Origin of the sequence: Pedobacter xixiisoli (assembly GCF_900215335.1) — a bacterium.
Lineage (GTDB): Bacteria > Bacteroidota > Bacteroidia > Sphingobacteriales > Sphingobacteriaceae > Pedobacter > Pedobacter xixiisoli.
Window position 1 is genome coordinate 146692 of the sequence record NZ_OCMT01000001.1, and the last position, 21986, is coordinate 168677.

At 37.6% G+C, this 21986-nt stretch carries 20 protein-coding genes and 1 tRNA gene; 16 read left to right on the plus strand and 5 right to left on the minus strand.

What is annotated here, in order from left to right; translation table 11 throughout:
* Nucleotide 1: 1 nt before the first annotated feature.
* On the minus strand, nucleotides 2-1768 hold the full coding sequence (sppA, locus tag CRO54_RS00655; protein WP_097127515.1) for a signal peptide peptidase SppA: 1767 nt from the start codon (nucleotides 1766-1768) through the stop codon (nucleotides 2-4).
* 109 nt (nucleotides 1769-1877) lie between these two features.
* On the opposite strand from sppA, the gene folK reads away from it, so the two are divergent.
* Nucleotides 1878-2390 carry a 2-amino-4-hydroxy-6-hydroxymethyldihydropteridine diphosphokinase gene (folK, locus tag CRO54_RS00660; RefSeq protein ID WP_097127517.1) on the plus strand — a complete coding sequence of 171 codons (513 nt, stop codon included), beginning with the start codon at nucleotides 1878-1880 and terminating at the stop codon, nucleotides 2388-2390.
* On the plus strand, nucleotides 2383-2760 hold the full coding sequence (locus tag CRO54_RS00665; RefSeq protein WP_097127519.1) for an Hpt domain-containing protein: 378 nt from the start codon (nucleotides 2383-2385) through the stop codon (nucleotides 2758-2760). The genes folK and CRO54_RS00665 overlap by 8 nt, the downstream gene beginning before the upstream one ends.
* 124 nt (nucleotides 2761-2884) lie before the next feature.
* Here the strand turns inward: CRO54_RS00665 and pssA are convergent, their stop codons facing one another.
* Nucleotides 2885-3556 (minus strand): CDP-diacylglycerol--serine O-phosphatidyltransferase, encoded by a 672-nt coding sequence (gene pssA / locus CRO54_RS00670; RefSeq protein WP_097127522.1) that lies wholly within the window; start codon nucleotides 3554-3556, stop codon nucleotides 2885-2887.
* Nucleotides 3557-3640: 84 nt separating this feature from the next.
* Complete coding sequence (gene rho / locus CRO54_RS00675) at nucleotides 3641-5359, minus strand: transcription termination factor Rho (RefSeq protein WP_097127524.1); 1719 nt, start codon at nucleotides 5357-5359, stop codon at nucleotides 3641-3643.
* Nucleotides 5360-6108: 749 nt separating this feature from the next.
* On the opposite strand from rho, the gene pyrF reads away from it, so the two are divergent.
* From pyrF to CRO54_RS00695, 4 genes are all read left to right on the plus strand, one after another.
* Entirely contained in the window at nucleotides 6109-6939 is an 831-nt protein-coding gene (gene pyrF / locus CRO54_RS00680; protein ID WP_097127526.1) for an orotidine-5'-phosphate decarboxylase, read from the plus strand.
* The gene (locus CRO54_RS00685; protein WP_097127529.1) at nucleotides 6936-7835 is read left to right on the plus strand and encodes a DMT family transporter; all 900 of its coding nucleotides are present in this window, start codon (nucleotides 6936-6938) and stop codon (nucleotides 7833-7835) included. The genes pyrF and CRO54_RS00685 overlap by 4 nt, the downstream gene beginning before the upstream one ends.
* A gap of 123 nt (nucleotides 7836-7958) precedes the next feature.
* Nucleotides 7959-9242, plus strand: coding sequence for a DUF2851 family protein (locus CRO54_RS00690; protein ID WP_097127532.1), 1284 nt, complete (start codon nucleotides 7959-7961; stop codon nucleotides 9240-9242).
* 156 nt (nucleotides 9243-9398) lie between these two features.
* Complete coding sequence (locus CRO54_RS00695) at nucleotides 9399-9617, plus strand: PspC domain-containing protein (protein ID WP_097127534.1); 219 nt, start codon at nucleotides 9399-9401, stop codon at nucleotides 9615-9617.
* Nucleotides 9618-9731: 114 nt separating this feature from the next.
* Here the strand turns inward: CRO54_RS00695 and CRO54_RS00700 are convergent, their stop codons facing one another.
* Nucleotides 9732-10388 carry an ankyrin repeat domain-containing protein gene (locus tag CRO54_RS00700; RefSeq protein WP_097127536.1) on the minus strand — a complete coding sequence of 219 codons (657 nt, stop codon included), beginning with the start codon at nucleotides 10386-10388 and terminating at the stop codon, nucleotides 9732-9734.
* A 375-nt stretch (nucleotides 10389-10763) separates the two neighbouring features.
* On the opposite strand from CRO54_RS00700, the gene CRO54_RS00705 reads away from it, so the two are divergent.
* The 4 genes from CRO54_RS00705 to CRO54_RS00720 all read left to right on the plus strand — a co-directional run bounded on the left by CRO54_RS00705 (nucleotide 10764) and on the right by CRO54_RS00720 (nucleotide 15064).
* Nucleotides 10764-13364, plus strand: coding sequence for an FtsK/SpoIIIE family DNA translocase (locus CRO54_RS00705; RefSeq protein ID WP_097127538.1), 2601 nt, complete (start codon nucleotides 10764-10766; stop codon nucleotides 13362-13364).
* 21 nt (nucleotides 13365-13385) lie between these two features.
* Nucleotides 13386-14036 carry an outer membrane lipoprotein periplasmic chaperone LolA1 gene (lolA1, locus tag CRO54_RS00710; protein WP_097127539.1) on the plus strand — a complete coding sequence of 217 codons (651 nt, stop codon included), beginning with the start codon at nucleotides 13386-13388 and terminating at the stop codon, nucleotides 14034-14036.
* Between the two features lie 100 nt (nucleotides 14037-14136).
* Nucleotides 14137-14901 carry an MBL fold metallo-hydrolase gene (locus tag CRO54_RS00715; RefSeq protein WP_097127542.1) on the plus strand — a complete coding sequence of 255 codons (765 nt, stop codon included), beginning with the start codon at nucleotides 14137-14139 and terminating at the stop codon, nucleotides 14899-14901.
* A 79-nt stretch (nucleotides 14902-14980) separates the two neighbouring features.
* Nucleotides 14981-15064, plus strand: a tRNA-Leu gene (locus CRO54_RS00720).
* Nucleotides 15065-15265: 201 nt separating this feature from the next.
* On the opposite strand, the gene CRO54_RS00725 is transcribed toward CRO54_RS00720, so the two are convergent.
* Nucleotides 15266-15688 (minus strand): winged helix-turn-helix transcriptional regulator, encoded by a 423-nt coding sequence (locus CRO54_RS00725; RefSeq protein WP_097127545.1) that lies wholly within the window; start codon nucleotides 15686-15688, stop codon nucleotides 15266-15268.
* 95 nt (nucleotides 15689-15783) lie between these two features.
* Here CRO54_RS00725 and CRO54_RS00730 point away from each other — a divergent pair, with 95 nt between their 5' ends.
* From CRO54_RS00730 to CRO54_RS00755, 6 genes are all read left to right on the plus strand, one after another.
* Nucleotides 15784-16878, plus strand: coding sequence for an alkene reductase (locus tag CRO54_RS00730; protein ID WP_097127548.1), 1095 nt, complete (start codon nucleotides 15784-15786; stop codon nucleotides 16876-16878).
* A 26-nt stretch (nucleotides 16879-16904) separates the two neighbouring features.
* Nucleotides 16905-17633 (plus strand): SDR family oxidoreductase, encoded by a 729-nt coding sequence (locus tag CRO54_RS00735; RefSeq protein ID WP_097127550.1) that lies wholly within the window; start codon nucleotides 16905-16907, stop codon nucleotides 17631-17633.
* Between the two features lie 12 nt (nucleotides 17634-17645).
* The gene (locus CRO54_RS00740; protein ID WP_097127552.1) at nucleotides 17646-18413 is read left to right on the plus strand and encodes an SDR family oxidoreductase; all 768 of its coding nucleotides are present in this window, start codon (nucleotides 17646-17648) and stop codon (nucleotides 18411-18413) included.
* An 8-nt stretch (nucleotides 18414-18421) separates the two neighbouring features.
* On the plus strand, nucleotides 18422-19423 hold the full coding sequence (locus CRO54_RS00745; RefSeq protein WP_097127554.1) for an NADP-dependent oxidoreductase: 1002 nt from the start codon (nucleotides 18422-18424) through the stop codon (nucleotides 19421-19423).
* Nucleotides 19424-19835: 412 nt separating this feature from the next.
* Nucleotides 19836-20819: an SDR family NAD(P)-dependent oxidoreductase gene (locus tag CRO54_RS00750; RefSeq protein ID WP_097127557.1), complete on the plus strand. Its 984-nt coding sequence runs from the start codon at nucleotides 19836-19838 to the stop codon at nucleotides 20817-20819.
* 675 nt (nucleotides 20820-21494) lie between these two features.
* Nucleotides 21495-21977: a GNAT family N-acetyltransferase gene (locus CRO54_RS00755; protein ID WP_097127560.1), complete on the plus strand. Its 483-nt coding sequence runs from the start codon at nucleotides 21495-21497 to the stop codon at nucleotides 21975-21977.
* The last annotated feature ends 9 nt before the right edge of the window (nucleotides 21978-21986 follow it).

Below are 21986 nucleotides of genomic sequence, written 5' to 3' on the forward strand. Positions count from 1 at the left end.
ATTATTTGATTCTAATTTCGTACTCCATTCTAGCTTGCATACCAGTATTGCTTATTGCTTTTTGCATTTGTTTGTACAATACATAGTTTTCGCCAAACTCTTTCTTGGCGTAATAAGCACTAACATTGTCTTTAGCCGAACCAAGGAATTCTTTTAACGGGTCAATTTTTTCTGGATATTCTACTACTTTGTAATCTTTTAATTTAGCTTTTTTAGCAGCAGAAGTCACAGCATCACTAAAACTACCTAGTCTGTCGGCCAAACCATTTTTAACGGCATCAGTACCAATCCAAACACGACCGCCGCCCAAGCTGTCAATTTGGGTCTTCGTCTTTTTTCTTCCATCAGCTACTTTGGTAATAAAAGTGTCGTAAATGTTATTTACACCTTTTTGGATAATTGCTCTTTCTGCGGGAGTTAATGGGCGGTTGCTGCTCATAATATCCGCGTATTGACCAGTTTTTACGCCATCAAAAGTTAAACCTAATTTATTGTTGAATAATTCTTGGAAGTTAAAAATCACACCAAAAACGCCAATAGAACCTGTGATGGTATTGGGTTGTACAAAAATGCTGTCAGCAGCACAACCAATGTAATATCCGCCAGATGCGGCAACATCACCAAAAGAAGCAATTACCGGTTTTGCTTTTTTACTCAACACCATTTCTCTCCAAATCACGTCAGACGCTAAGGCACTGCCACCCCCAGAATTTACACGAAGCACGATAGCTTTTACATCATCATCCAAACGAGCTTTTCTAATGGCACGAGAGATACGTTCAGAACCAATTTGCTCATCAGAACCTTCGCCACCAACAATATCACCATTGGCATAAATTACAGCTACTTTGTTCTTAGAATTAGATTCACCTTCGGTAGTTAAACTTTTAACATAATCGTTGATGCTTACGGTATTGATATCTTTCTTTTTGTCCGTTCCAGTGATATTTCTTAACTCATCTAAAATCTCATCTTTATATTTCAAGCCATCTACCATTTTATAAGCCAAAGCATCTTTAGGTAATTGGATTTTATATTGATCAGCGATTTGAGCTAAGCTGTCTTTTTCGATTTTACGAGTTTGAGAAATTCCTGTTAAGAAAGTATCGTATAAACCATTTACGTAAGCGGTAACCTGCTGACGGTTATAATCGCTCATTTTTGTGTTAATAAGTGGTTCAACTGCACTTTTGTAATTTCCTACACGGATGATTTGTGCTTCGATTCCCAGTTTTTCTAATGCACCTTTAAAGAACATCAAATTAGAGCTGAAGCCCTTAAATTCCAATTCTCCCTCCGGATTTAAGTAAACCTTATTGGCTGCAGAAGCTAAGTAATAAGCTCCTTGAGAATATACTTCGCTATAAGCAATTACTGGTTTTTTACTTCTCTTAAAATCGATGATGGCATTTCTAACTTCCAGCATGGTGGCCATACCAGCATTTGGAGCGCTTACGTTGATGTAAACTGCTTGGATTTTTTCATCAGATTGAGCCTTTTTTAAAGCCCTGATTACGTCATTAAAACCTATACTTTTATCGTTAGAACCACCAAATAAACTTCCAAAAGAACCTTCTGGAGTACGTTCTATAATTGCTTGGTCTAGATTGAGGTATAAAACGGAGTTCTTTTTAACTACCGTTTCTGTTTCACTGCCAATTGACGAGATCATGCCGACAAATACAATGAAAAATAGTACACCTAAAATAACTGCCGAGATAACTATACCGAACACAGTAGCGAAAACATATTTGAAAAATTCTTTCATAAGTTTTAATAATGTTTAATTTGTAAATATAAAAAATGCATTGTGATATAACGCAATTACGCTAGCTAAGCGGGAAATTAATTGACCTGTTTCGCTAAAGAAAAACGATATGGAATTAGAGCAGAGAAATGCTTATTTGTTACTTGGTACAAATTTGGGAGATAGAACGCAAAATTTAAATACTGCAATTGCGTTTATTGAGAGAGAAGTGGGACCGGTTTTTGTGAAATCAAGTGTTTATGAAACAGCGGCTTGGGGTAAAACAGACCAGCCAAGTTTTTTAAATCAAGCTGTTGGGGTGAAGAGTGATTTGGAACCTTTACAGCTGCTAAAAGTATTGTTAGCAATTGAACAAAAAATGGGAAGAGTGAGGTTAGAAAGGTGGGGAGAGCGTTTAATTGATATCGATATTATATTTTATGGAGATGTGATTGTTAATGATCGTAATGACTTGCATTTGCCTCATCCCGAAATGCATAAGCGCAGGTTTGTGTTACAACCTTTAAATGAAATTGCGGAAAATTTTATTCATCCGATTTTTAAGGAGAAAATTTCGAGCATTTTAACTAACTTGAGCGATGAATTGACAGTCGAAAAAATAACTAAGTATAACAATGATTAACCCAGCTAAAAGTAACGAAGATTTAGATTTATCATATTTGAGAGAGATGTCTGGCGATAGCGCAGAATTTATGATTGAGATGTTGGATACTTTGGTGGAGCAAATTCCTATTTATTTAGAAGATTTGCAAAAAGCTGTGGACGCAAAAGATTGGAAAGCGGCATCTGAATTTGCTCATAAAGTGAAGCCAACTTTCTATTACGTAGGTAGAGAAGATATCAGAGATTATGTTCAGGTAATTGAACGTAATGCTAAAGAAGGCATAGATGTAGAGAAGATTCCTGCTGCGCTTGTGGAAATTAAACAAGAGCTCAATATTATTCTTACACAAGTAGCAAAGTCTAAAACGGAGTTAGAAGCTCAGTTGTAACATCGCTATAGTATTATCGTCATTGCGAGGAGGAACGACGAAGCAATCTTAAAGCGATGTATTCTTTTCCTAAGGTTGTAAGATTGCTTCGTACCTCGCAATGACGACCCGGAAATATAAAAAACTAATTGTTTCTAAAATAAACAAAAGACAATCCGATATATAATAGCAGTATAATTGGAATAGCCACAAACTGTTGCCATGCAAATAAAGCAATAGATAAAATCATAAAGACGAACTTGATTTTATTTTCACTCCATCTGAAGTTGCTGAATTTTAGGGAGAAAATCTTGATTTCACTTATCAATAAATAACTACATACTACAGAAATAGCCGCTAAAACTATCCAGTTACCAATTACTTGAGGGTGATAATCTGCAACATAAGGTAAGGAGACAATAAACAAAGTATTCATTGGTGTATTTAAACCAATAAAATCTACTGTTTGACGAGTATCGTTATTGAATTTAGCCAGTCTCAGTGCAGAAAATAAGGTAATGATAAAAGCAAAATAAGGAAGATATTGGTGAGGCGCATCACTTGCTTTAAATAGATGAAACATGATTGCTCCAGGCAAAAAACCAAAGCTTACCACATCTGCTAGTGAGTCTAAATCTTTTCCAATGCTGTTCTTTATTTTTAAAGCTCTAGCAGCCATGCCATCAAAAAAATCAAAGATTCCTGATAGGATGACAAAGTAGGCGGCAGATTTTAAATCGCCATTAAAACAAAATACAATACCAATACAACCAGAAAATAGGTTGGCACACGTTAAAGCATTAGGGAGGTTCAGCATCTTTTAAAAGGTTTAAAGCTGAAAGACTAAAGCTCAAAGCATTCTCGCCATGGCTTTAGTCTTTAAACTTTGGTCTTTAGTCTATTATCCGTTCATTCCTAAAAGGAATTCTTCGTTGCTCTTAGTGCCTTTAATTTGGGCTTGTACCAATTCCATCGCTTCTTGCGAGTTCATGTCTGCCAAGTGGTTACGCAATACCCAAACACGTTGTAGACTTTCTCTATCCAATAATAGATCGTCTCTACGCGTACTCGAAGCCGTAATATCAATTGCTGGGAAGATACGTTTGTTAGCCAATTTGCGGTCTAATTGTAGCTCCATGTTACCTGTACCTTTAAATTCTTCGAAGATCACCTCATCCATTTTAGAGCCAGTTTCTGTTAAAGCTGTAGCTAAAATAGTTAAAGAACCGCCTTTTTCAATGTTACGAGCCGCACCAAAGAAACGCTTAGGTTTGTGTAAAGCATTGGCATCAACACCACCAGATAAGATTTTGCCAGAAGCAGGAGCGGTAGTATTGTAAGCCCTTGCCAAACGCGTAATAGAGTCTAATAAGATCACTACATCATGACCGCATTCTACCAAACGTTTAGATTTTTCTAGAACGATATTGGCGATTTTTACGTGTCTTTCTGCCGGCTCATCGAAAGTAGAAGAAACCACTTCTGCTCTTACGCTACGGGCCATATCTGTTACCTCTTCCGGACGCTCATCAATTAACAAGATAATCAAATATACCTCTGGATGGTTTTTAGCGATCGCATTAGCAACTTCCTTTAATAAATTGGTTTTACCCGTTTTAGGCTGTGCTACAATTAAACCACGCTGACCTTTACCAATTGGGGTAAATAAGTCCATGATACGGGTAGAATAGTTGGTGCTATCAGTAAATAGATTTAATTTTTCTGTAGGGAAAAGTGGCGTTAAGTAATCAAAAGGAACGCGGTCACGCACATCAGCAGGAATACGACCGTTAATGCTAATTACTTTTACCAATGGGAAATATTTTTCACCTTCTTTCGGCGGGCGGATACTTCCATTAACCGTATCACCAGTTTTTAAACCAAACAATTTGATTTGTGACTGCGATACGTAGATATCATCTGGAGAAGATAAATAGTTGTAATCTGCCGAACGCAAGAAACCATAGCCATCAGGCATAATTTCCAAAACACCTTCATTGGTAATCGTATTATCGAAATCTAAGTTAGAATAGCTAGTCTCGTTTTGTTTATGATTACCGCTGTTGTTATTGTTCTGATTTTGGTTCTGGTTTTGATTTTTCTGCGGACGGTTTTTATTTTCCTCTCGCTGAGGTTTTTCTTCCTGAGCAGGTTTTTCTTCAACTACAATAACTTCGTTGTTAGCATTGTCGTTTTTGCCTTTTGGAGTGCGGTCTTTTTTGTTTTTCTGATTTTGGATTTTATCAGCAATGCTTTCTTGTTTCGAAAGGTCCTGACCTGTAACCAAAGCAATTGCTTCAAAATCAGGCGAAGGAATTTCAATTTCTTCCGCACTATCAAAAAGGGTTGGCTCTGCTGCCTTTTCCTCTTTTCTCTCTTCCGCAACAGGTGCAGCGTCTTTCGCAATACGTGTTCTTTTTCTAGAAGTTTTTTCGGTAGAAGGCGTTTCAGCGGCAGGCTCAGGAGTAACAGCAACTTCAGCTGTTACAGTCTGTTTTTGAAGAATTTGTTCGATTAAGTCACTTTTGCGTAAATCGCCAGCATTATCAACACCATTCGCTTTTGCTAACTCACGTAATTCGGCAGTTAGCTTTTCAGTTAGTTCTGTTTTACTAAACATTTATATTTTGTCGAGAATTTTATTTTAAGGGTTTAACCAAATAATACAACCAAAAAAGGGCTTAAAAGATTTAAAGAATTTTTCTTGCTAAGATATTTTCGGAGGGTATTCAGATAAACTTTCTGAGAATTATGCCACAATTGTAGGGAATTGGATTTTAATCTGCAAGAATTTTGGAAAAAAAGTTTGCACATTCTTTAAATGCAAGTGTTTTTAGTTGCTTGGTTTGTTGTTCTTTAGCTTGCTATTTCTCTCAGTTTCATGTTTTTTGAGGAATTAGAAAATGTGCGTGTCGCTTTACATCGCTTACTTTAGCCCCGTTATACGCTACAATCTTTTTGCTGCGCTCGCTCAAACCTCATAGGTTTCCTCTGCTCAATGCCTAATAAAACCTATGAGGTTCCTCATCCAAAAAGTATTTCCGCTGCTACAGGGTTTAATTAACTTAAACCTGTGCACTGCACTTGCAAACTAAACCCGACATTGGCGGATACCGGCCCTGTGGCTAAGGCCAGTGCAGTATGAGCCTGTGGCGGGAACAAATATAGATAGTAGAACTGCAATTGCTTTTCTAAGGGTGCATACTTTAATAATTTCAAATAATTTCAATTAACTATCTACTATGTGACTATTGTCCATCAACTATTCTCAATTAACTAAATAAGCGGTTAAACAATTAAATCTAAAATCGAGCATCTAAAATCGTAAATCTTTCCTCATCTTTGCACATCCTTAAAATCTTATCAGAAATGAACAAGCAGCAGCTTTTTGAACAAATTCAACTTAAAAAATCATTCTTGTGTGTAGGTCTAGACCCAGTTTTAGATAAACTGCCTAAGCACTTACTAAAGTATGACGATCCAATTCTTGAATTTAACAAGCAGCTGATTGATGCTACCCACGATTTGTGTGTGGCTTATAAACCTAATACGGCGTTCTATGAAACTCGTGGTGTAAAAGGTTGGGATACCTTGGTGAAAACTTGGAAACATATTCCTAAAGATGTATTTACGATCGCAGATGCTAAGCGTGGCGATATCGGGAATACTTCGGCAATGTATGCAGAGGCTTTTTTTAAGGAAGAAAGTTCTGACATGAGCTTCGACTCGGTAACTGTAGCACCTTACATGGGTAAAGATTCTGTATCTCCATTTTTGGCTTACAAAGATAAATGGGTAATTCTTTTAGCCTTAACCTCTAACGAAGGAAGCAACGATTTTCAGTCGAAGCAAAGTGATGATCAAAAGCTATACGAGCAGGTAATTACTACTTCTCAGCAATGGGCAGATAGCAACCAGATGATGTATGTAGTTGGCGCTACTAAACCAGAGGAATTTCAAAATGTTCGCCGTTTGGCACCAGACAACTTCTTGTTAGTTCCAGGTATTGGCGCACAAGGAGGCAGTTTGAGCGCAGTTTGTGAACACGGCTTGAATAACCAGTGCGGTTTGTTGATAAATGCAGGACGTAGTGTAATTTACGCTAGCAATGGCAAAGATTTCGCAGAAAGAGCAAGAGAAGAAGCGTTGGCTTTACAACAAGAAATGGAGCAGATTTTAAAGGCTGCCAACTTGATATGAGCCAAAAGAAAGACGTTAAGTTAATTGCAGCGTTATTTGCAATCGCTATAGTTTGGGGTACCACCTATTTGGGTATTAGAATAGCGGTTCATACAATTCCAGCGTGGTTTGTGGCGGGTTTCCGTCAAGTAGTTGCCTCTTCAATTTTACTAGCTATTTTACTATATAAGAGAGAGTTTAAATGGATAGGCTGGAAAAGCCTTGGACGACAAATTTTGGTAGCCAGTTTAATGATCATCATTGCCAATGGCATGACTACCGTAGCCGAAGAAAGTATCCCTAGTGGATTAACTTCATTATTAACCGCTTTATCTCCGATTGTTGTATTTTTAGGAAGTTTAGTTTTTGGTCTGCAGAAACCAAGTTTAAAAGGCTTCGTAGGCGTAATTATTGGCTTTAGTGGCGTAGCTTTTATTTTTAGGGATGGCATTGGCGATATACTCGACCCTAATTATAAAACTGGAATTACCTACTTAGCTGTAGCTATTTTAGGCTGGGCTGCAGGAACTATTTATACGAAAAAATACACTCACAAGAGTAGTAATATCTTCCTCGATTTATTTTACCAGTTTGCTTATGCTGCGGTGGCGCAATTAATTATAGCTTCTTTGGTTTCTCCCGATATAGATTTTGGGAGTTGGAGTTGGCAAAGTATGGGAGCTATTGTTTATTTGGGAGTTTTTGGTTCTGTGGTTGGTTTTTTCTGCTATAATTATGCATTAAAAAAAGTGAGTGCAACAGAAGTTTCCATTTTATCTTATTTCAATACCATTATTGCTATTTTCTTAGGTTGGCTAATTCTTAACGAAACCGTTACTTACGATTTATTGATTGCCACGGTGCTAATTATTCTGGGGGTATTCATCACCAACTACAAAAAGAAAGAAGCTAAATAAAATTGATAGGCTTACGTAGTTTTAAGATTTGGCAGCTCTTTAAAAGGTCTATCATTTAAGAAAATCTTAACTCTTTAAAGTTTTAACATGGTTGAATGAAGCTTTTTATTGCTAAATTCAACTATGCGGTTTCCAGAAGAGTTTCTACATTTTGTATGGCAGTTTAGGCTTTATGATGCGTTACAGCTTCAAACTGTTGATGGAAAAGCGTTAAAAATACTCAACTGTGGTTTTCCAAATAAGCATGCAGGCCCAGATTTTAGTAATGCCAAAATAGTTATCGATGATACGACTTGGGCAGGACAGGTAGAAGTCCATCTAAAATCTTCCGACTGGAATGTGCACCAGCACCAGCACGACTATGCATACGAAAACGTAGTGCTGCATGTGGTATGGGATTACGATATTGATATCACTAGAGCCGACGGAACCATCGTGCCCACGCTGAGCCTGAAAAATAAAATTCCTCAGCACCTATTTGAAAATTACCAAGATTTAATTGCTTCAACCTATACTTTTCCTTGCGAACAACAAATAGGGCAGGTTGATGATTTTGTTGTCAACGGCTTTCTCTCAAGGGTATTGGTAGAACGATTAGAACATAAATCTAAAGAGGTATTTGAGCGTTTAGCACAGCTGAATGGCAATTGGGATGAAACCTTTTATCATTTTATGGCGAGAAATTTTGGTTTTAAAGTGAATGCTTTGCCTATGCAGTTACTTGCCCAAAGCTTGCCTCAAACCTTATTTGCTAAACATAAAGACCAGCCTTTACAGATAGAAGCTTTGATTTTCGGGCAGGCAGGTTTCTTGAATCAAAGTTTTGAACGCGATTATTCAAATAAGTTAAAATCGGAATATGATTTTTTGAGAAAGAAGTATGTTCTTTTGCCTATAGATATTTCTCTGTGGAAGTTTTTAAGGATGCGACCACAAAATTTCCCGACCTTGAGACTAGCACAGTTCGCTGCGTTAATTGTAAAGTCAAGCCATTTGTTTTCAAAGGTGTTGGAAGTGAAAAATGTGAAAGAACTACATCTGCTATTTGAAGAGCTTGATGTAAATGAATTTTGGTTGCACCATTACCACTTTAATAAAGAAGCGGAAAAAGTAAGTGTACAATTAGGTAAATCTTCCATCGATAACCTGCTGATTAATACCGTTAGCCTATTTTTGTTTGCTTATGGGAAATATACAAGTCAGGCGAATTATCAAACTAGGGCTCTTTATCTATTAGAAAGTATTGCTGCAGAGAAAAATGCAATAGTTTCACAATATTTAGAAGCTGGAGTTATTGTAGAAAATGCTTGTCAAACTCAAGCCTTATTACAGTTAAGAAAAGGTTATTGCAACGATAAAAAGTGTTTGAACTGCGGTATTGGGCTAAAGATTTTGAAGAAAGTTTGATGTTTTAAAACACTAATATGTCACCTCTTAATTTATCTCAATACCTTAATTTTTGATTAATATTAAAACAAAGAATTAGGCGTTATGGTTAAATCAAAAATTAATAATTACACGTTTAACTATTAATTTCGTAAATTAGGTTTAAAATCAACTTATATGTTTCAACGCATAGTTACTTATTTTGAGCAACGTAGTTTCGGAGTTTCAGCTTATTTGGCAAACAAATTAGATATGAGTACCTCGAAAGTGAGGTTGTTCTTTATCTATTCGTCGTTTTTGGCTGTAGGTTTCCCGATTCTTTTTTATGTATTAGCTGCTGTAGTTTTAGATATCAGAAGCTATATGAAACGTATTAGGTTAAGAGTTTGGGAATAGGCGAGTTGCGGGTTATGAGTTGTGTGTTACAGGTAAAGTAGCGTCATGTACCAACGGCCTTTGATTTTAGAATGGTCATGCTGGTAACTTTCAACCTTTAACTCGTTACTCCAACTAATCATCGTCTCTCAATATCTCCGCAATTTCCACAAAACCTTTTTCAGCGGCTAAATCGGCAGGTAGTTTGCCGCCTTCCATGCGTAAGCCAACTTCCGCACCATGTTCTAAAAGCAAGATAATCAATTCAATATTTCCTAGTTGAGCAGCGCTATGTAAAGGTGCCACGCCAGATTTTTGGCAAACATTAGGATAAGCGCCTGCGTCTAACAACATCTTCGCAATATTGTAATTGTTGCTCGCCACAGCAGAATGGATAGGGAAGACATTGAAACCATTTTTACTTGGTAAATTCACTTCTGCACCTTTCAACACCAAAAAGCGAGCAATTTCTTCGTGACCGAAATAACAAGCTAAACCTAATGGGGTGAAGCCATCAGCAGAATATTCATTGACCAAACGAGGCTCCTTGAAAACTAATAAGGTAACATCATCAAATTTACCAATGGAGCAAGCATCGAAAATATTCAGTTCAGGCATAAATTCTGCAATTGCATTGGCAATATCCATTTTTTTGTAATAGCAGGCCAATAACATTGGCGAAATTTGATGCGAAGTAATTTGTGTTGCCAATTGCGGTTTTTGCTGCAATAGAGCCACTATTTCATCTAACTGATTGTTTTCTATGAAAGTTTCTAGCTGATTAATGTCCATTTTTTTAATTAGGTTTCGCTAACAGGTTAAATTAACGAAATTAAATTAACATTTAGAAAACACAGTTTTAACTAGTTTTTAACTACCTATGTATAGATTTAAATCATTGGATAGTACATTTGATAAATATCGTCTGTGTATCTGTGACTTTACCATAACTAAATAAGAAATCCTGCTCAGTTACTGCTGCGCAGGATAAAAATAAAATAAAAAAACCTATGCAATAAATTCATTGCTTTCTAAGTTACAGACTGTGTTGGGCACATAAGGTTTAACTTTTTTCAGCTTAAACCAAATAGTGGTAGCTAAATGCTCGGCGCATTAAAAGAATATAAACAGTTTCTTATATTTGTTCATTAAATATTAAACGATACGATGTCGGTAAGGGGAAATTCATTCAAATCTAATTCTTTCAAACAAAATGCTGAGCCAAGTAAGGGCGGGCAGCGAACAACTGCAAAAGAACCCCGAGTAAAATCCGAGTATCTCCCTACTTTTAACTTGCAAGATGGCAGGTTGGTAAAGATTATCGGCCTGTTTTTCATTATCCTATCTATCTATTTTTTAGTAGCATTTACTTCCTATTTATTTACTTGGGAAGAAGATCAAAGCTATGTAATTGATGCAAATGGAGGTTGGGGCAACTTGTTTAAAAGCATAGAAGAACTGAAACAAAGTGGCGTAGAAGACCCGATTGTACAGAACTGGTTAGGTAAAGTGGGTGCTTTATTGTCTCATCAATTTATTTACGAATGGTTTGGGGTGGCATCGTTCCTTTTTGTATTTGTCTTTTTCGTGATCGGTTACAGAATGCTTTTCAAAGTGAGGATTTTTGCGGTAGAAAAAGTATTGGCCTATAGCTTCTTTTTTCTGTTATTCTTGTCTTTGGCTTTTGGTTTCGGACATTCATTTTTTTCTAAAACACCACATTTTTTAGAAGGAGAGTTTGGTTACTGGACAAATAAATTACTAGAAGTGCAAATTGGTAGAACGGGAGTGGGCGGAATATTGGTTTTCTTGGGACTTTCGGTACTCATTGTAGCCTATAACATCGATTTTAAATTTCCAGAGAAACAACCTGTTCCAAATCCGAGAAGAATTGTAGAACCCGAAGTGCCCGAAAATATCGAACTGGAAGAAGAAGAAAGATCGGAACCAGTTGAGTTTAGCTTGAACGATAAATACAGAAATCAGCAGAAGCAGGAACAAAACATTGTTTTAACGCCTAGCAGATTTGAAAGAGCAGAACCTGAGGAAGAAGAAAGGTCGTCAATACCCTTAGGTACAAATGTGCTATTAACTCCCACAGCTCCAGTAATTGTAGCTGAACCTGTAGTAGCGGCAACGACATTGGCAATGGAAATTACACCTGCTCCAAAAGAAGAGAAGGTGGAGGAACCTACATTTACTATCGAGAAAACAGAGGAAGAACTGAAATCGGACGAATTAGTGGAGCAGTTTGGAAACTACGACCCCACTTTGGATTTATCAGGTTATAAATACCCTCATTTAGATTTGATGGAAAACTATGGAACCAATAAAATTTCCGTAAATTCTGATGAATTAGAAGCTAATAAAAACAAGATTGTAGAGACCTTAAATCACTACAATATCGAAATTGATAAAATTAAGGCGACCATTGGTCCAACCGTTACTTTGTACGAGATTATCCCAGCGCCAGGGGTGCGTATTTCTAAAATCAAGAATTTAGAAGATGATATCGCGTTGAGTTTGGCCGCATTAGGTATTCGTATCATTGCGCCAATGCCCGGTAAGGGAACCATCGGTATCGAAGTTCCAAACTCGCATCCTGAAATGGTAGCCATGCGAAGTGTGCTTGCAACCGAAAAATGGGCGCAAAATACCATGGATTTGCCGATTGCTTTAGGTAAAACCATTAGCAACGAAGTTTATATCGCCGATTTGGCGAAGATGCCTCACTTATTGGTAGCTGGAGCAACGGGGCAGGGTAAATCAGTAGGGATTAACTCTATTTTAGTTTCCTTGCTTTATAAAAAACACCCTTCGCAATTGAAGTTTGTTTTGGTAGATCCTAAAAAGGTTGAGCTAACCTTATTCAATAAAATCGAACGTCATTTCTTGGCTAAATTACCAGGCGGCGAAGATGCAATTATCACTGATACTAAAAAGGTGGTTCATACTTTGAATTCGCTTTGCATAGAGATGGACCAGCGTTACGATTTGCTTAAAGATGCAATGGTAAGGAACTTAAAAGAGTACAACGAGAAGTTCATCAAACGTAAGTTAAACCCAAACAACGGTCACCGTTTCTTGCCCTACATTGTTTTAGTGGTGGATGAGTTTGCTGATTTAATCATGACTGCTGGTAAAGAAGTAGAAACACCTATTGCCCGCTTAGCGCAGTTGGCTCGTGCCATTGGTATTCACTTGGTACTGGCAACGCAACGTCCATCAGTAAATGTAATTACAGGTACAATTAAGGCAAACTTCCCTGCCAGGTTGGCGTTTAGGGTACTGTCAAAAATCGATTCGCGTACCATTTTAGATAGTGGTGGTGCCGACCAGCTGATCGGTAGAGGTGATATGCTTTTGGCTACTGGAAGTGACTTGATTAGGCTACAGTGTGCCTTCGTAGACACACCAGAAGTAGATAGGATTTCCGATTTTATCGGTAACCAACGTGGTTATCCAGATGCTTATTTGTTGCCAGAATACATCGATGAAAATGGTGAAGGAAGTACAAAAGACTTCGATCCAGATGATAAAGATGCCTTATTTGAAGATGCAGCAAGGCTGATTGTAATGCATCAGCAAGGTTCTACCTCGTTAATTCAGCGTAAAATGAAACTGGGCTACAACAGGGCTGGTAGAATTATCGATCAATTAGAAGGTGCTGGTATTGTTGGCCCGTTTGAAGGAAGTAAAGCTCGCGAAGTTTTAATTCCAGATGAATATGCTTTGGAACAATTCTTGAGTAACCTGAACAATAAGTAAAGAATTTAGATTAAAGATAAAATGAAGAGAGTAATATTAGCGTTTTTAGCGCTAGGCGTTTTTGGTTCAGTAGCTTCAGCACAAACAGATCCTAAAGCTAAAGCGATTTTAGCAGAAGTGAGCAAAAAATATCGTTCATACGATGTAGTGAAAACAGATTTTACATTTACTTTGGATAACAAACAAGCTAAAGTGAAGGAAACTCAACAAGGTACTTTATATGTAAAGGCTAATGCAAATAAGTATAAAGTTGCCATGACAAATCAAGAGTTGATTAGCGATGGTAAAGTACAGTGGACTTATTTAAAAAACGATAAGGAAGTTCAGGTATCTAACGTAGATCCAAATGGAGAAGCATTGAACCCAGCTAAAATTTTTACTATTTACGAGAAGGGCTTCAAATATGTTTATACTGGTGAACAGAAAGTGGGAGGAAAAACTTATCAGATGATAGATTTGTCTCCAACAGATATCAAGAAAAATGTATTTAAAGTGCGTTTAAGTATTGATAAAGCTGCAAAGCAAATCACCAATATTGTGGTTTTCGAAAAAAATGGAAATACTTATACTTACAACGTAAAGACATTTTCACCTAACGTAAAAGTTCCAGAAGCTACTTTCGCTTTTGATGCCAAGAAATATCCAGGTGTAGAAGTGGTAGATTTACGTTAATCATATTGCTGATTAAAATTAATTATATATCAAAAAGGGTTTAGGCTATTAGCTTAAGCCCTTTTTTATTAGCTTTGGAAATCAACATTAATCATTTGTTTTGAAGGTAACTTTTTTAGGTACGGGTACATCGCAGGGCATTCCAGTTATTGGATGTGGTTGTGAGGTATGTAAGTCTCCCGATAAAAAAAACAATAGATTGAGGGTTTCCGTCTGGATACAAACTGATGATAAAAGTATGGTAATTGATAGTGGACCTGACTTTCGCTATCAGATGTTAAGAGCTGGAGTAGATGATTTAGATGCCATTCTCTATACGCACGAACATAAAGATCATGTAGCAGGATTGGATGATATCAGACCTTACAATTATATCCTTAAAAAGCGTATAGATATTTACGCTACGGAGCGTGTACAGGATGCTTTAAAAAGAGAATTTCAATATATTTTTTCTGAGGTAAAGTATCATGGTCTGCCACAAATTAACTTACATACCATTACACACGAGAACTTTAAAGTAGGAGAGACGGAAATTGCTCCATTTGAAGTAATGCATTACAGGCTTCCCATTTTAGGTTATAGAATTGGTGATTTTACTTACATCACGGATGCCAAAACAATCAGCGAAGCGTCTTTAGAAAAGATAAAAGGAACGAAGGTCTTGGTGTTGAATGCTTTGCAGAAGGAAAGCCATATTTCTCATTTAACATTTGATGAAGCTATCGCCATGGCCGAAAAAGTAGGAGCAGAAATGACCTACTTTACACACATTAGTCATAATCTAGGTTTGCACGAAGAAATCAGTAAGGAGTTGCCAGCTAACATACAATTGGCGTATGATGGTTTAACCTTTAACGTTGATTAAAGGTTGTTTTTAGAATATTGAAAAACAATTAAACAATGTAGCAATTTATCAATTCAAGTGATATATTTGCATTCCACTTACCCAGGTGGCGAAATTGGTAGACGCACCAGCTTGAGGGGCTGGCGCCCTTAAGGGTGTGGGAGTTCGAATCTCCTCTTGGGTACAACCGGACTCTGAATTTTCAAAGTCCGGTTTTTTAAATATCAATTCGGATGGTTATCCTATCTCAGCACTATTCAAAGTGTTTCAACTAAACTTTTTTGATAGCTATTGAAGCAGTACAATCGGTCCTATTGTAGATAAATTGTTTGCTGTCTTCCTTAATTAGCACCGTATACATTTTACTTTTAGATTAGATCATCACTTATTTTAATTCCAATCGTTCCATCAATTCTACTGTCTTTACCTTTATAAAACCTTCCTTGTCTTTTTTAACTTCTTCTAGTATCGCTTTGCGATCTGCTGGAATCGTAAGATATTTATCTGCCCATAAGTTAATCTCAAGCATCAATGGAAGTAAACCAATCCCTTTTTGAGTTAATTTATATAAAACCTTGGCTTTGCTATCTGGATGATCTTGTTTGATAACTACGCCATTTTCTTCCAGCATCTGTAATCTGGAAGCCAAAATATTGGTCGCTATTTTTTCATCCGATTTTAGGAAATCACCATAAGTACATTGTTTAGCAAACATTAAATCCCTCACGATTAACAACGACCATTTGTCTCCCCATATATCTAATGAGCTGCTAATAGGGCATTCAGACCGTTTTTTTAAATCTCCCATAAAATAAATTATTAAATCACTTGCAAATTAAAAGTTGTTTATATATTTGCACTTGCAAAACGCAAGTAAAATTACATAATTAAATTATAGATGCAATGGAAAAATCAATAATTTTCGAACCTTATAGCCTAAGAGGCCTAGCGCTGAGCAACCGCCTGGTTATGGCACCGATGACACGTTCCCGTGCCAATAATGAAGGAAATGTCGCTACAGAATTAATAGCGGAGTATTATGCCCAAAGAGCCACGGCAGGACTTATCATTACAGAAGGAACTTTCGTGAACGAAGAGGCTATAGGTGTGGTAAATGTACCCGGAATTTATACAGATGAACAGGTAAAGGGCTGGAAACTAACTACAGAGGCCGTACACCAAAAAGGCGGAAAAATATTCGCACAATTATGGCACACTGGTGCCTATTCTCATCCTGATCTGCATAATGGAGAAAAACCATTGGCGCCTTCAGATGTAAATCCCGAGCAACAAGTGTTTACGATGGAAGGTTTTAAGCTATCCGAATCACCAAAACCGATGTCTATCACAGATATCAAAAGAACGGTCAATGATTTTAGGGAGGCAGCCATTAATGCATTCGAAGCAGGTTTTGATGGTGTGGAACTGCATGGTGCAAACGGTTACCTCTTACAGCAATTTTTCAGCAAAAACACTAACCTGCGTACAGATGAATATGGTGGTTCGGTAGAAAACCGGGCACGAATCCTGTTTGAGATTTTGGATGAACTGAAACAATCGGTTGACATTAAAAAGGTTGCTGTTCGTTTAAATCCTTCGCTAAATGGCATTATGGGCATTCTTGTAGATGATGAAACCATAGCTCTTTATGATTATATCGTAAACAGGTTAAATGACTACGGACTGGCCTACCTGCACCTGATAGAACCTTTTACTGATGTGTCTGCAATCCCGGATGCGGTACAGGAAGTAGCCAAACATTTCCGTCAGATTTACAAAGGTACCATTATGATTAACAGGGGATTTAATAAGGAAACTGCAACCAAAGTGTTAAATGATGGTGATGCAGACTTGGTATCGTTTGGTGTACCATTTTTAGCAAATCCTGATCTAGTTGAAAGATTTAGAATAAATGCCGCCCTTAACGTACCAGACCAAACTACTTTTTATACACCAGGCGCAAAGGGATACACCGATTATCCAACATTGAATAAATAACATATAAGTTCTTAAACTCAACAATCATGAAAATAACAGGAAATACAGTATTTATCAGCGGTGGAAGTGCCGGTATTGGTTTGGCAATTGCTAAAAAACTAAGTGCTTCAGGTAATCATATAATCATTAATGGCCGTGATGAAACACGTCTTCAAAACGCCTTAAAAGAATTGGATAATGCAGTAGCCATTCGTGGCGATTTATCGATAGCAGCAGATAGAATTCGCATTGCAGAAGATCTGAAAGTAAACCACCCACAGATTAACATTATCATCAACAATGCTGGTGCAGCGTTTATGAACGATTTGAGCGACGCTAATAACAATGCGGCAGAAAAAGCCTATCAAGAAATGAATACCAATTACATCAGTGTGATTGATTTTACTGCGTTAACTTTACCCTTACTTTTAAAACAGGAAGAGGCAGCAATCGTAAATGTTTCCTCTATTGCTGTATTCAGGTCTAACAAATATCTACCAACCTATTCGGCAAGTAAAGCGGCATTACATAGCTATACGCAGGGATTGAGGGATACATTTGCAGAAAACGAAAATTTAAATATTTACGAACTTTATCCGCCTTTGGTAAATACCGAGTTTTCTGCAGAAATTGGTGGAGCAAATGGAATTCCGGCATCTGAAGTGGCAGATGAACTGTTCGTTGCATTGGAAAAAAATCAATTCGAAGTACCAGTTGGTGATACAAAGAAAATCCACGAATTGGTTGTTCCAATTACAGAAAATGTTCCTCACTAATTTCAACAGGTAATGGATTTAAAAGAAAAAACAATCCTGATCACAGGTGGTGGTTCGGGTATAGGATTGGAAGCGGCAAAGCAATTTTTGGAAATTGGGGCAAAGGTGATCATTACGGGCAGAAATCAGGACAAATTAAATGCCGCAAGGAAATTGTACCCTAGTCTAATTGCTATACAAAGTGATGCGGGTAATGAAGCAGATGCCCAATTCCTTTTTGACAAAGTTAAAGAACTTGGCGGGATTGATATACTGTACAACAATGCCGGTGTTGGCATTCCGCCTACCAATTTAGGTGTAGCAAACGACAAGCATCTCAAAGGCGCTATTTATGAAATGGAGGTCAATTATTTTGGTGTTATCCGCCTCAATAATCTTTTTATGGAAATGCTCAAATCAAGAAAGGAAGCAGCTATCATTAATACTACCTCCATCTTGAGTATTGTGCCGTCAATGATAGAAGCTACTTATTCGGCATCAAAATCTGCATTGTCCTTCTATACCAAGTCTTTAAGAGGGCATCTGCAAATTTTGAACAGCAATGTAAAAGTTTTCGAACTGTTGCCACCACTGGTAGATACGGAAATGGTTGCAGATCGAGATGATAAAAAAATAAGTCCTGAAAAATTGGTGAAAGAACTGATAGGGGGATTGGAAAAAGACCAATATACCATTCAGGTTGGAGATACAAAATTGATATATGTATTGAACCGACTTTTCCCTAAATTGACATTTGGATTGATCAATCCAAAGAAATCGGAAGCAGCATTAAAATCATAATCATCAGAATGAAAGCATATACCATTGATAAATATGGAAAAAAAGAAACCTTACACCTTAACGATGTGCCAGTTCCGCAGGTAAAAGACAACGATGTGTTGGTAGAGATTCATGCAGCAGGCTTAAACCTGTTAGACGCTAAAATAAAATCAGGGGAGTTTAAATTGATTTTACCTTACAAGCTTCCGCTCGTGTTGGGACATGATGTTGCAGGTGTGGTAATCAAGGTTGGGAAAAATGTAAAAAAATTCAAGATCGGCGATGAGGTTTATTCACGACCTGCCGATTTTCAGATTGGTACATTTGCAGAATTTATTGCCATAGACGAGAAGGACGTAGCGTTTAAACCTAAAAACCTGACGATGGAGGAAACGGCATCTGTTCCGTTGGTGGCACTAACCGCTTGGCAGGCGCTGGTAGAAAAAGCAGACCTCAAAAAAGGGCAAAAGGTTTTTATCCAAGCAGGTTCGGGTGGTGTGGGCACCATTGCTATTCAATTGGCGAAATATTTGGGCGCAACGGTTGCCACGACGGCCAGCGAAAAAAGTTTTGCCTTGCTTAAAACACTTGGTGCAGATGTGCTGATAGATTATAAAACACAGGATTTTGTAGATCTATTAATAGACTATGATGCTGTATTGAACAGTCAGGATACAAAAACCCTTGAAAAATCAATCCGTATCCTAAAGCTGGGAGGAAAAGCTGTTTCCATTTCTGGTCCACCAACACCAACTTTCGCAAAAGAAGCAAACGTGCCGTGGTTTGTGAAAATAATCCTTACACTGATCAGCAGCGGTATCCGAAAGAAAGCAAAAAAACAAAATGTTGATTATTCTTTCTTATTTATGAGGGCAGAGGGTGAGCAGTTAAGTAAAATCACTACGCTTATAGAGGCAGGTACTATCAAACCGATTGTAGACAAGATATTTCCATTTGAGAAAACCAACGAAGCATTAGCTTATGTTGAAAGTGGGCGTGCTAAAGGGAAAGTAGTGGTTAAAGTGAAATAAAGCGACTAGTTTTTTATCCCTACAAAATTTTCTAAAACCACCTATTTGAATCAATTCGACAATAAAATGGTTGTAATTCCGCACGGTAACATTGACCAAATTCAGATACTCCTAAGTAAGTTTTGTAATCGTTGAAGTAAGTTCCTGTCATTGTCAAGGGTAAATGGATAGTGGCTCTAAAGTCGGTTCACGTTAAGTCCACATATTAGCATAAAAACATGGACTTAACATGGACCTACTATGGACTTACTATAGCTCAAACTTGAGCAATGTCTTATCCGTGTATAGCAAATACAGATTCTTGATGTCATTTATTCGAAATAAAACTGAAATCCATTTTTAACTTTTGAGTGAATACTTCTAAATAAAACATTTCAGTACTATCGATGTTGCTCTATTAAAACGAGTCATCATGAATGCAATAGAAAACATATCCAACTTTGAAAATAAAACTGTAGTGATTACTGGTGCATCTAGTGGCGTAGGCTTAGCAACGGCAGAAGCTTTCGCTAAAGCAGGTTGTAATTTAGTGCTAGTGGCTAGAGGAGCAGAAGCTTTAGATATTGCGGTAAAGCGCTGTGAAGTACTGGGGGCAAAAGCTATTGCGGTACCAACCGATGTTTCAGACTATGTGCAAGTACAGCAACTAATTAGCCATGCTTTAGCCTTTAGGGGCAAAATAGATTACTGGATAAATAATGCCGGAGTAATGGCCAGTGGTAAATTTGAAGAAATACCAATTGAAGTAAGCCATCAAGTGGTAAAAACCAACCTCTTCGGCTATCTTAATTGTGCGCATGCTTTATTGCCTGTTTTTAAACAACAAGGTCACGGTGTGTTAGTCAATAACGTTTCCATTGGTGGCTATATGCCTGCCCCTTATAGTGCAGTCTATTCGGCAACTAAGTTTGGGATAAAGGGAATGATGGAATGTCTACAAGGAGAGCTTTCAGCTGAAGAACATATTCACATCTGTAACTTATATCCTCAAATACAACGTTCTACGGGAAATATGCATTCGGCAAAGTATTCTGGACTCGATTTTAAAGTCCCACCGTTTGCCGCAGACCCCAAAGACACGGCAGCGCAATTATTGCAGTTAGCAATTGATCCGCAAAAAGACAAATTCCCAGATTTCAGCTCTTGGGCACTTAAAACCATGCATTCGATTTTTCCAAAATTACTGGTAAATACAGCATCGGCTGGCATGCGTATGATGATGAAATTAAAGCAAGGCCAACCTACCGCAGGTAATGTATTACAACCCTCAGGTAATCCACACCGCATTTACGGCGAAACGATATGGCCAGTGCCTTCTAAAACAACAAAAATGGCTATGGGTATTGGCGTGCTAGTTGGTGTGGTGTTGCTAATGACTTCAAGCAGAAGAGGGTAGGCTGCCAGCGAAAGCATTTGCTAGAGCGAAATGTGTAGTTATAAAAAAAGGACGAGGCTTCATACCGAAGCCCCATCCCATCTAAATTAACGCTCTCACAACAAATGTAGCTATAAACTTAAAAACTACAATGAAGTATCGGCATTACAGTTAATTCTATCGGCGAATGGCTGTAAGGCATGAATTTTATCTATTGAGAGCTACTTTATCCCTCATTTAAGGAACATAAGGCTGGCCATCCATGGCCGGCAGTTATCTTATGCGATAGGCGGTGAAGACGATAGCGATGAAGACCCAAATCCGGATGATCTAAGAAGCGGCGGGAGGTGATGATAATTCGGCTTCCGATCTATGTACCTCAGTAAAAGCTTTGTTGGCAAATTGGAAATATATAAGTCCTTTTGATCACGTCAGTTCTGGCATGTAAGAAAAAATACCTTTTACCACCTCCGTATCTTGTTCGTAAAGCGTACGAATAAGTTCAAAGAAAATGGGAATAAGAACATTTGTAGTCCCCTAGCTGTAACACAGAAGATAGCCAGTAACAGTAGGTCTACACCGAAGCTATGCTGTAGATAAGTAAAAAGCTGTCTGTTATTGAACTGTAAGATTTTTAAGATACCAAAGACGTTTAGCGCTGAGATTTCTATCTTGGGCCTCTATAATTTATAATAAATGGCCACAACGATAAGAAATATCAACAAAGAAGATAACCCTCTAATTGCCGAACTCATCCGAAAAGTATTTGTAGAATTTAAGATTGATAAACCTGGAACAGTTTATACAGATCCCACTACCGATGCCCTTTACGAGTTGTTTGATACCAATGGAGCTACTTATTGGCTTGCTGAAGAGGATGCGCACTTACTAGGCGGATGTGGGATTTATCCTACAGATGGTTTACCAGCAGGTTGTGTGGAATTGGTAAAGTTCTATCTTTCTGCCAATGCTCGTGGAAAAGGTCTAGGAAGAAAACTGATGGAGCAAAGTATTGCTTCAGCTCGAAGCATGGGTTATAAGCAAGTGTATTTAGAGTCATTTCCAGAATTAGCAACTGCTGTTGGTATGTATGAAAAGGCTGGATTTAGAAAATTAGAACAGCCAATGGGAAACTCGGGACATTATGCATGTACACTTTGGATGTTGCTCGACTTATAATTGCTATAT

What these genes read in the sequence shown, in the direction of transcription:
- sppA (WP_097127515.1), bottom strand. Translation starts at nt 1,768, where the DNA reads ATGAAAGAATTTTTCAAATATGTTTTCGCTACTGTGTTCGGTATAGTT.
- folK (WP_097127517.1), top strand. Translation starts at nt 1,878, where the DNA reads ATGGAATTAGAGCAGAGAAATGCTTATTTGTTACTTGGTACAAATTTG.
- CRO54_RS00665 (WP_097127519.1), top strand. Translation starts at nt 2,383, where the DNA reads ATGATTAACCCAGCTAAAAGTAACGAAGATTTAGATTTATCATATTTG.
- pssA (WP_097127522.1), bottom strand. Translation starts at nt 3,556, where the DNA reads ATGCTGAACCTCCCTAATGCTTTAACGTGTGCCAACCTATTTTCTGGT.
- rho (WP_097127524.1), bottom strand. Translation starts at nt 5,359, where the DNA reads ATGTTTAGTAAAACAGAACTAACTGAAAAGCTAACTGCCGAATTACGT.
- pyrF (WP_097127526.1), top strand. Translation starts at nt 6,109, where the DNA reads ATGAACAAGCAGCAGCTTTTTGAACAAATTCAACTTAAAAAATCATTC.
- CRO54_RS00685 (WP_097127529.1), top strand. Translation starts at nt 6,936, where the DNA reads ATGAGCCAAAAGAAAGACGTTAAGTTAATTGCAGCGTTATTTGCAATC.
- CRO54_RS00690 (WP_097127532.1), top strand. Translation starts at nt 7,959, where the DNA reads ATGCGGTTTCCAGAAGAGTTTCTACATTTTGTATGGCAGTTTAGGCTT.
- CRO54_RS00695 (WP_097127534.1), top strand. Translation starts at nt 9,399, where the DNA reads ATGTTTCAACGCATAGTTACTTATTTTGAGCAACGTAGTTTCGGAGTT.
- CRO54_RS00700 (WP_097127536.1), bottom strand. Translation starts at nt 10,388, where the DNA reads ATGGACATTAATCAGCTAGAAACTTTCATAGAAAACAATCAGTTAGAT.
- CRO54_RS00705 (WP_097127538.1), top strand. Translation starts at nt 10,764, where the DNA reads ATGTCGGTAAGGGGAAATTCATTCAAATCTAATTCTTTCAAACAAAAT.
- lolA1 (WP_097127539.1), top strand. Translation starts at nt 13,386, where the DNA reads ATGAAGAGAGTAATATTAGCGTTTTTAGCGCTAGGCGTTTTTGGTTCA.
- CRO54_RS00725 (WP_097127545.1), bottom strand. Translation starts at nt 15,688, where the DNA reads ATGGGAGATTTAAAAAAACGGTCTGAATGCCCTATTAGCAGCTCATTA.
- CRO54_RS00730 (WP_097127548.1), top strand. Translation starts at nt 15,784, where the DNA reads ATGGAAAAATCAATAATTTTCGAACCTTATAGCCTAAGAGGCCTAGCG.
- CRO54_RS00735 (WP_097127550.1), top strand. Translation starts at nt 16,905, where the DNA reads ATGAAAATAACAGGAAATACAGTATTTATCAGCGGTGGAAGTGCCGGT.
- CRO54_RS00740 (WP_097127552.1), top strand. Translation starts at nt 17,646, where the DNA reads ATGGATTTAAAAGAAAAAACAATCCTGATCACAGGTGGTGGTTCGGGT.
- CRO54_RS00745 (WP_097127554.1), top strand. Translation starts at nt 18,422, where the DNA reads ATGAAAGCATATACCATTGATAAATATGGAAAAAAAGAAACCTTACAC.
- CRO54_RS00750 (WP_097127557.1), top strand. Translation starts at nt 19,836, where the DNA reads ATGAATGCAATAGAAAACATATCCAACTTTGAAAATAAAACTGTAGTG.
- CRO54_RS00755 (WP_097127560.1), top strand. Translation starts at nt 21,495, where the DNA reads ATGGCCACAACGATAAGAAATATCAACAAAGAAGATAACCCTCTAATT.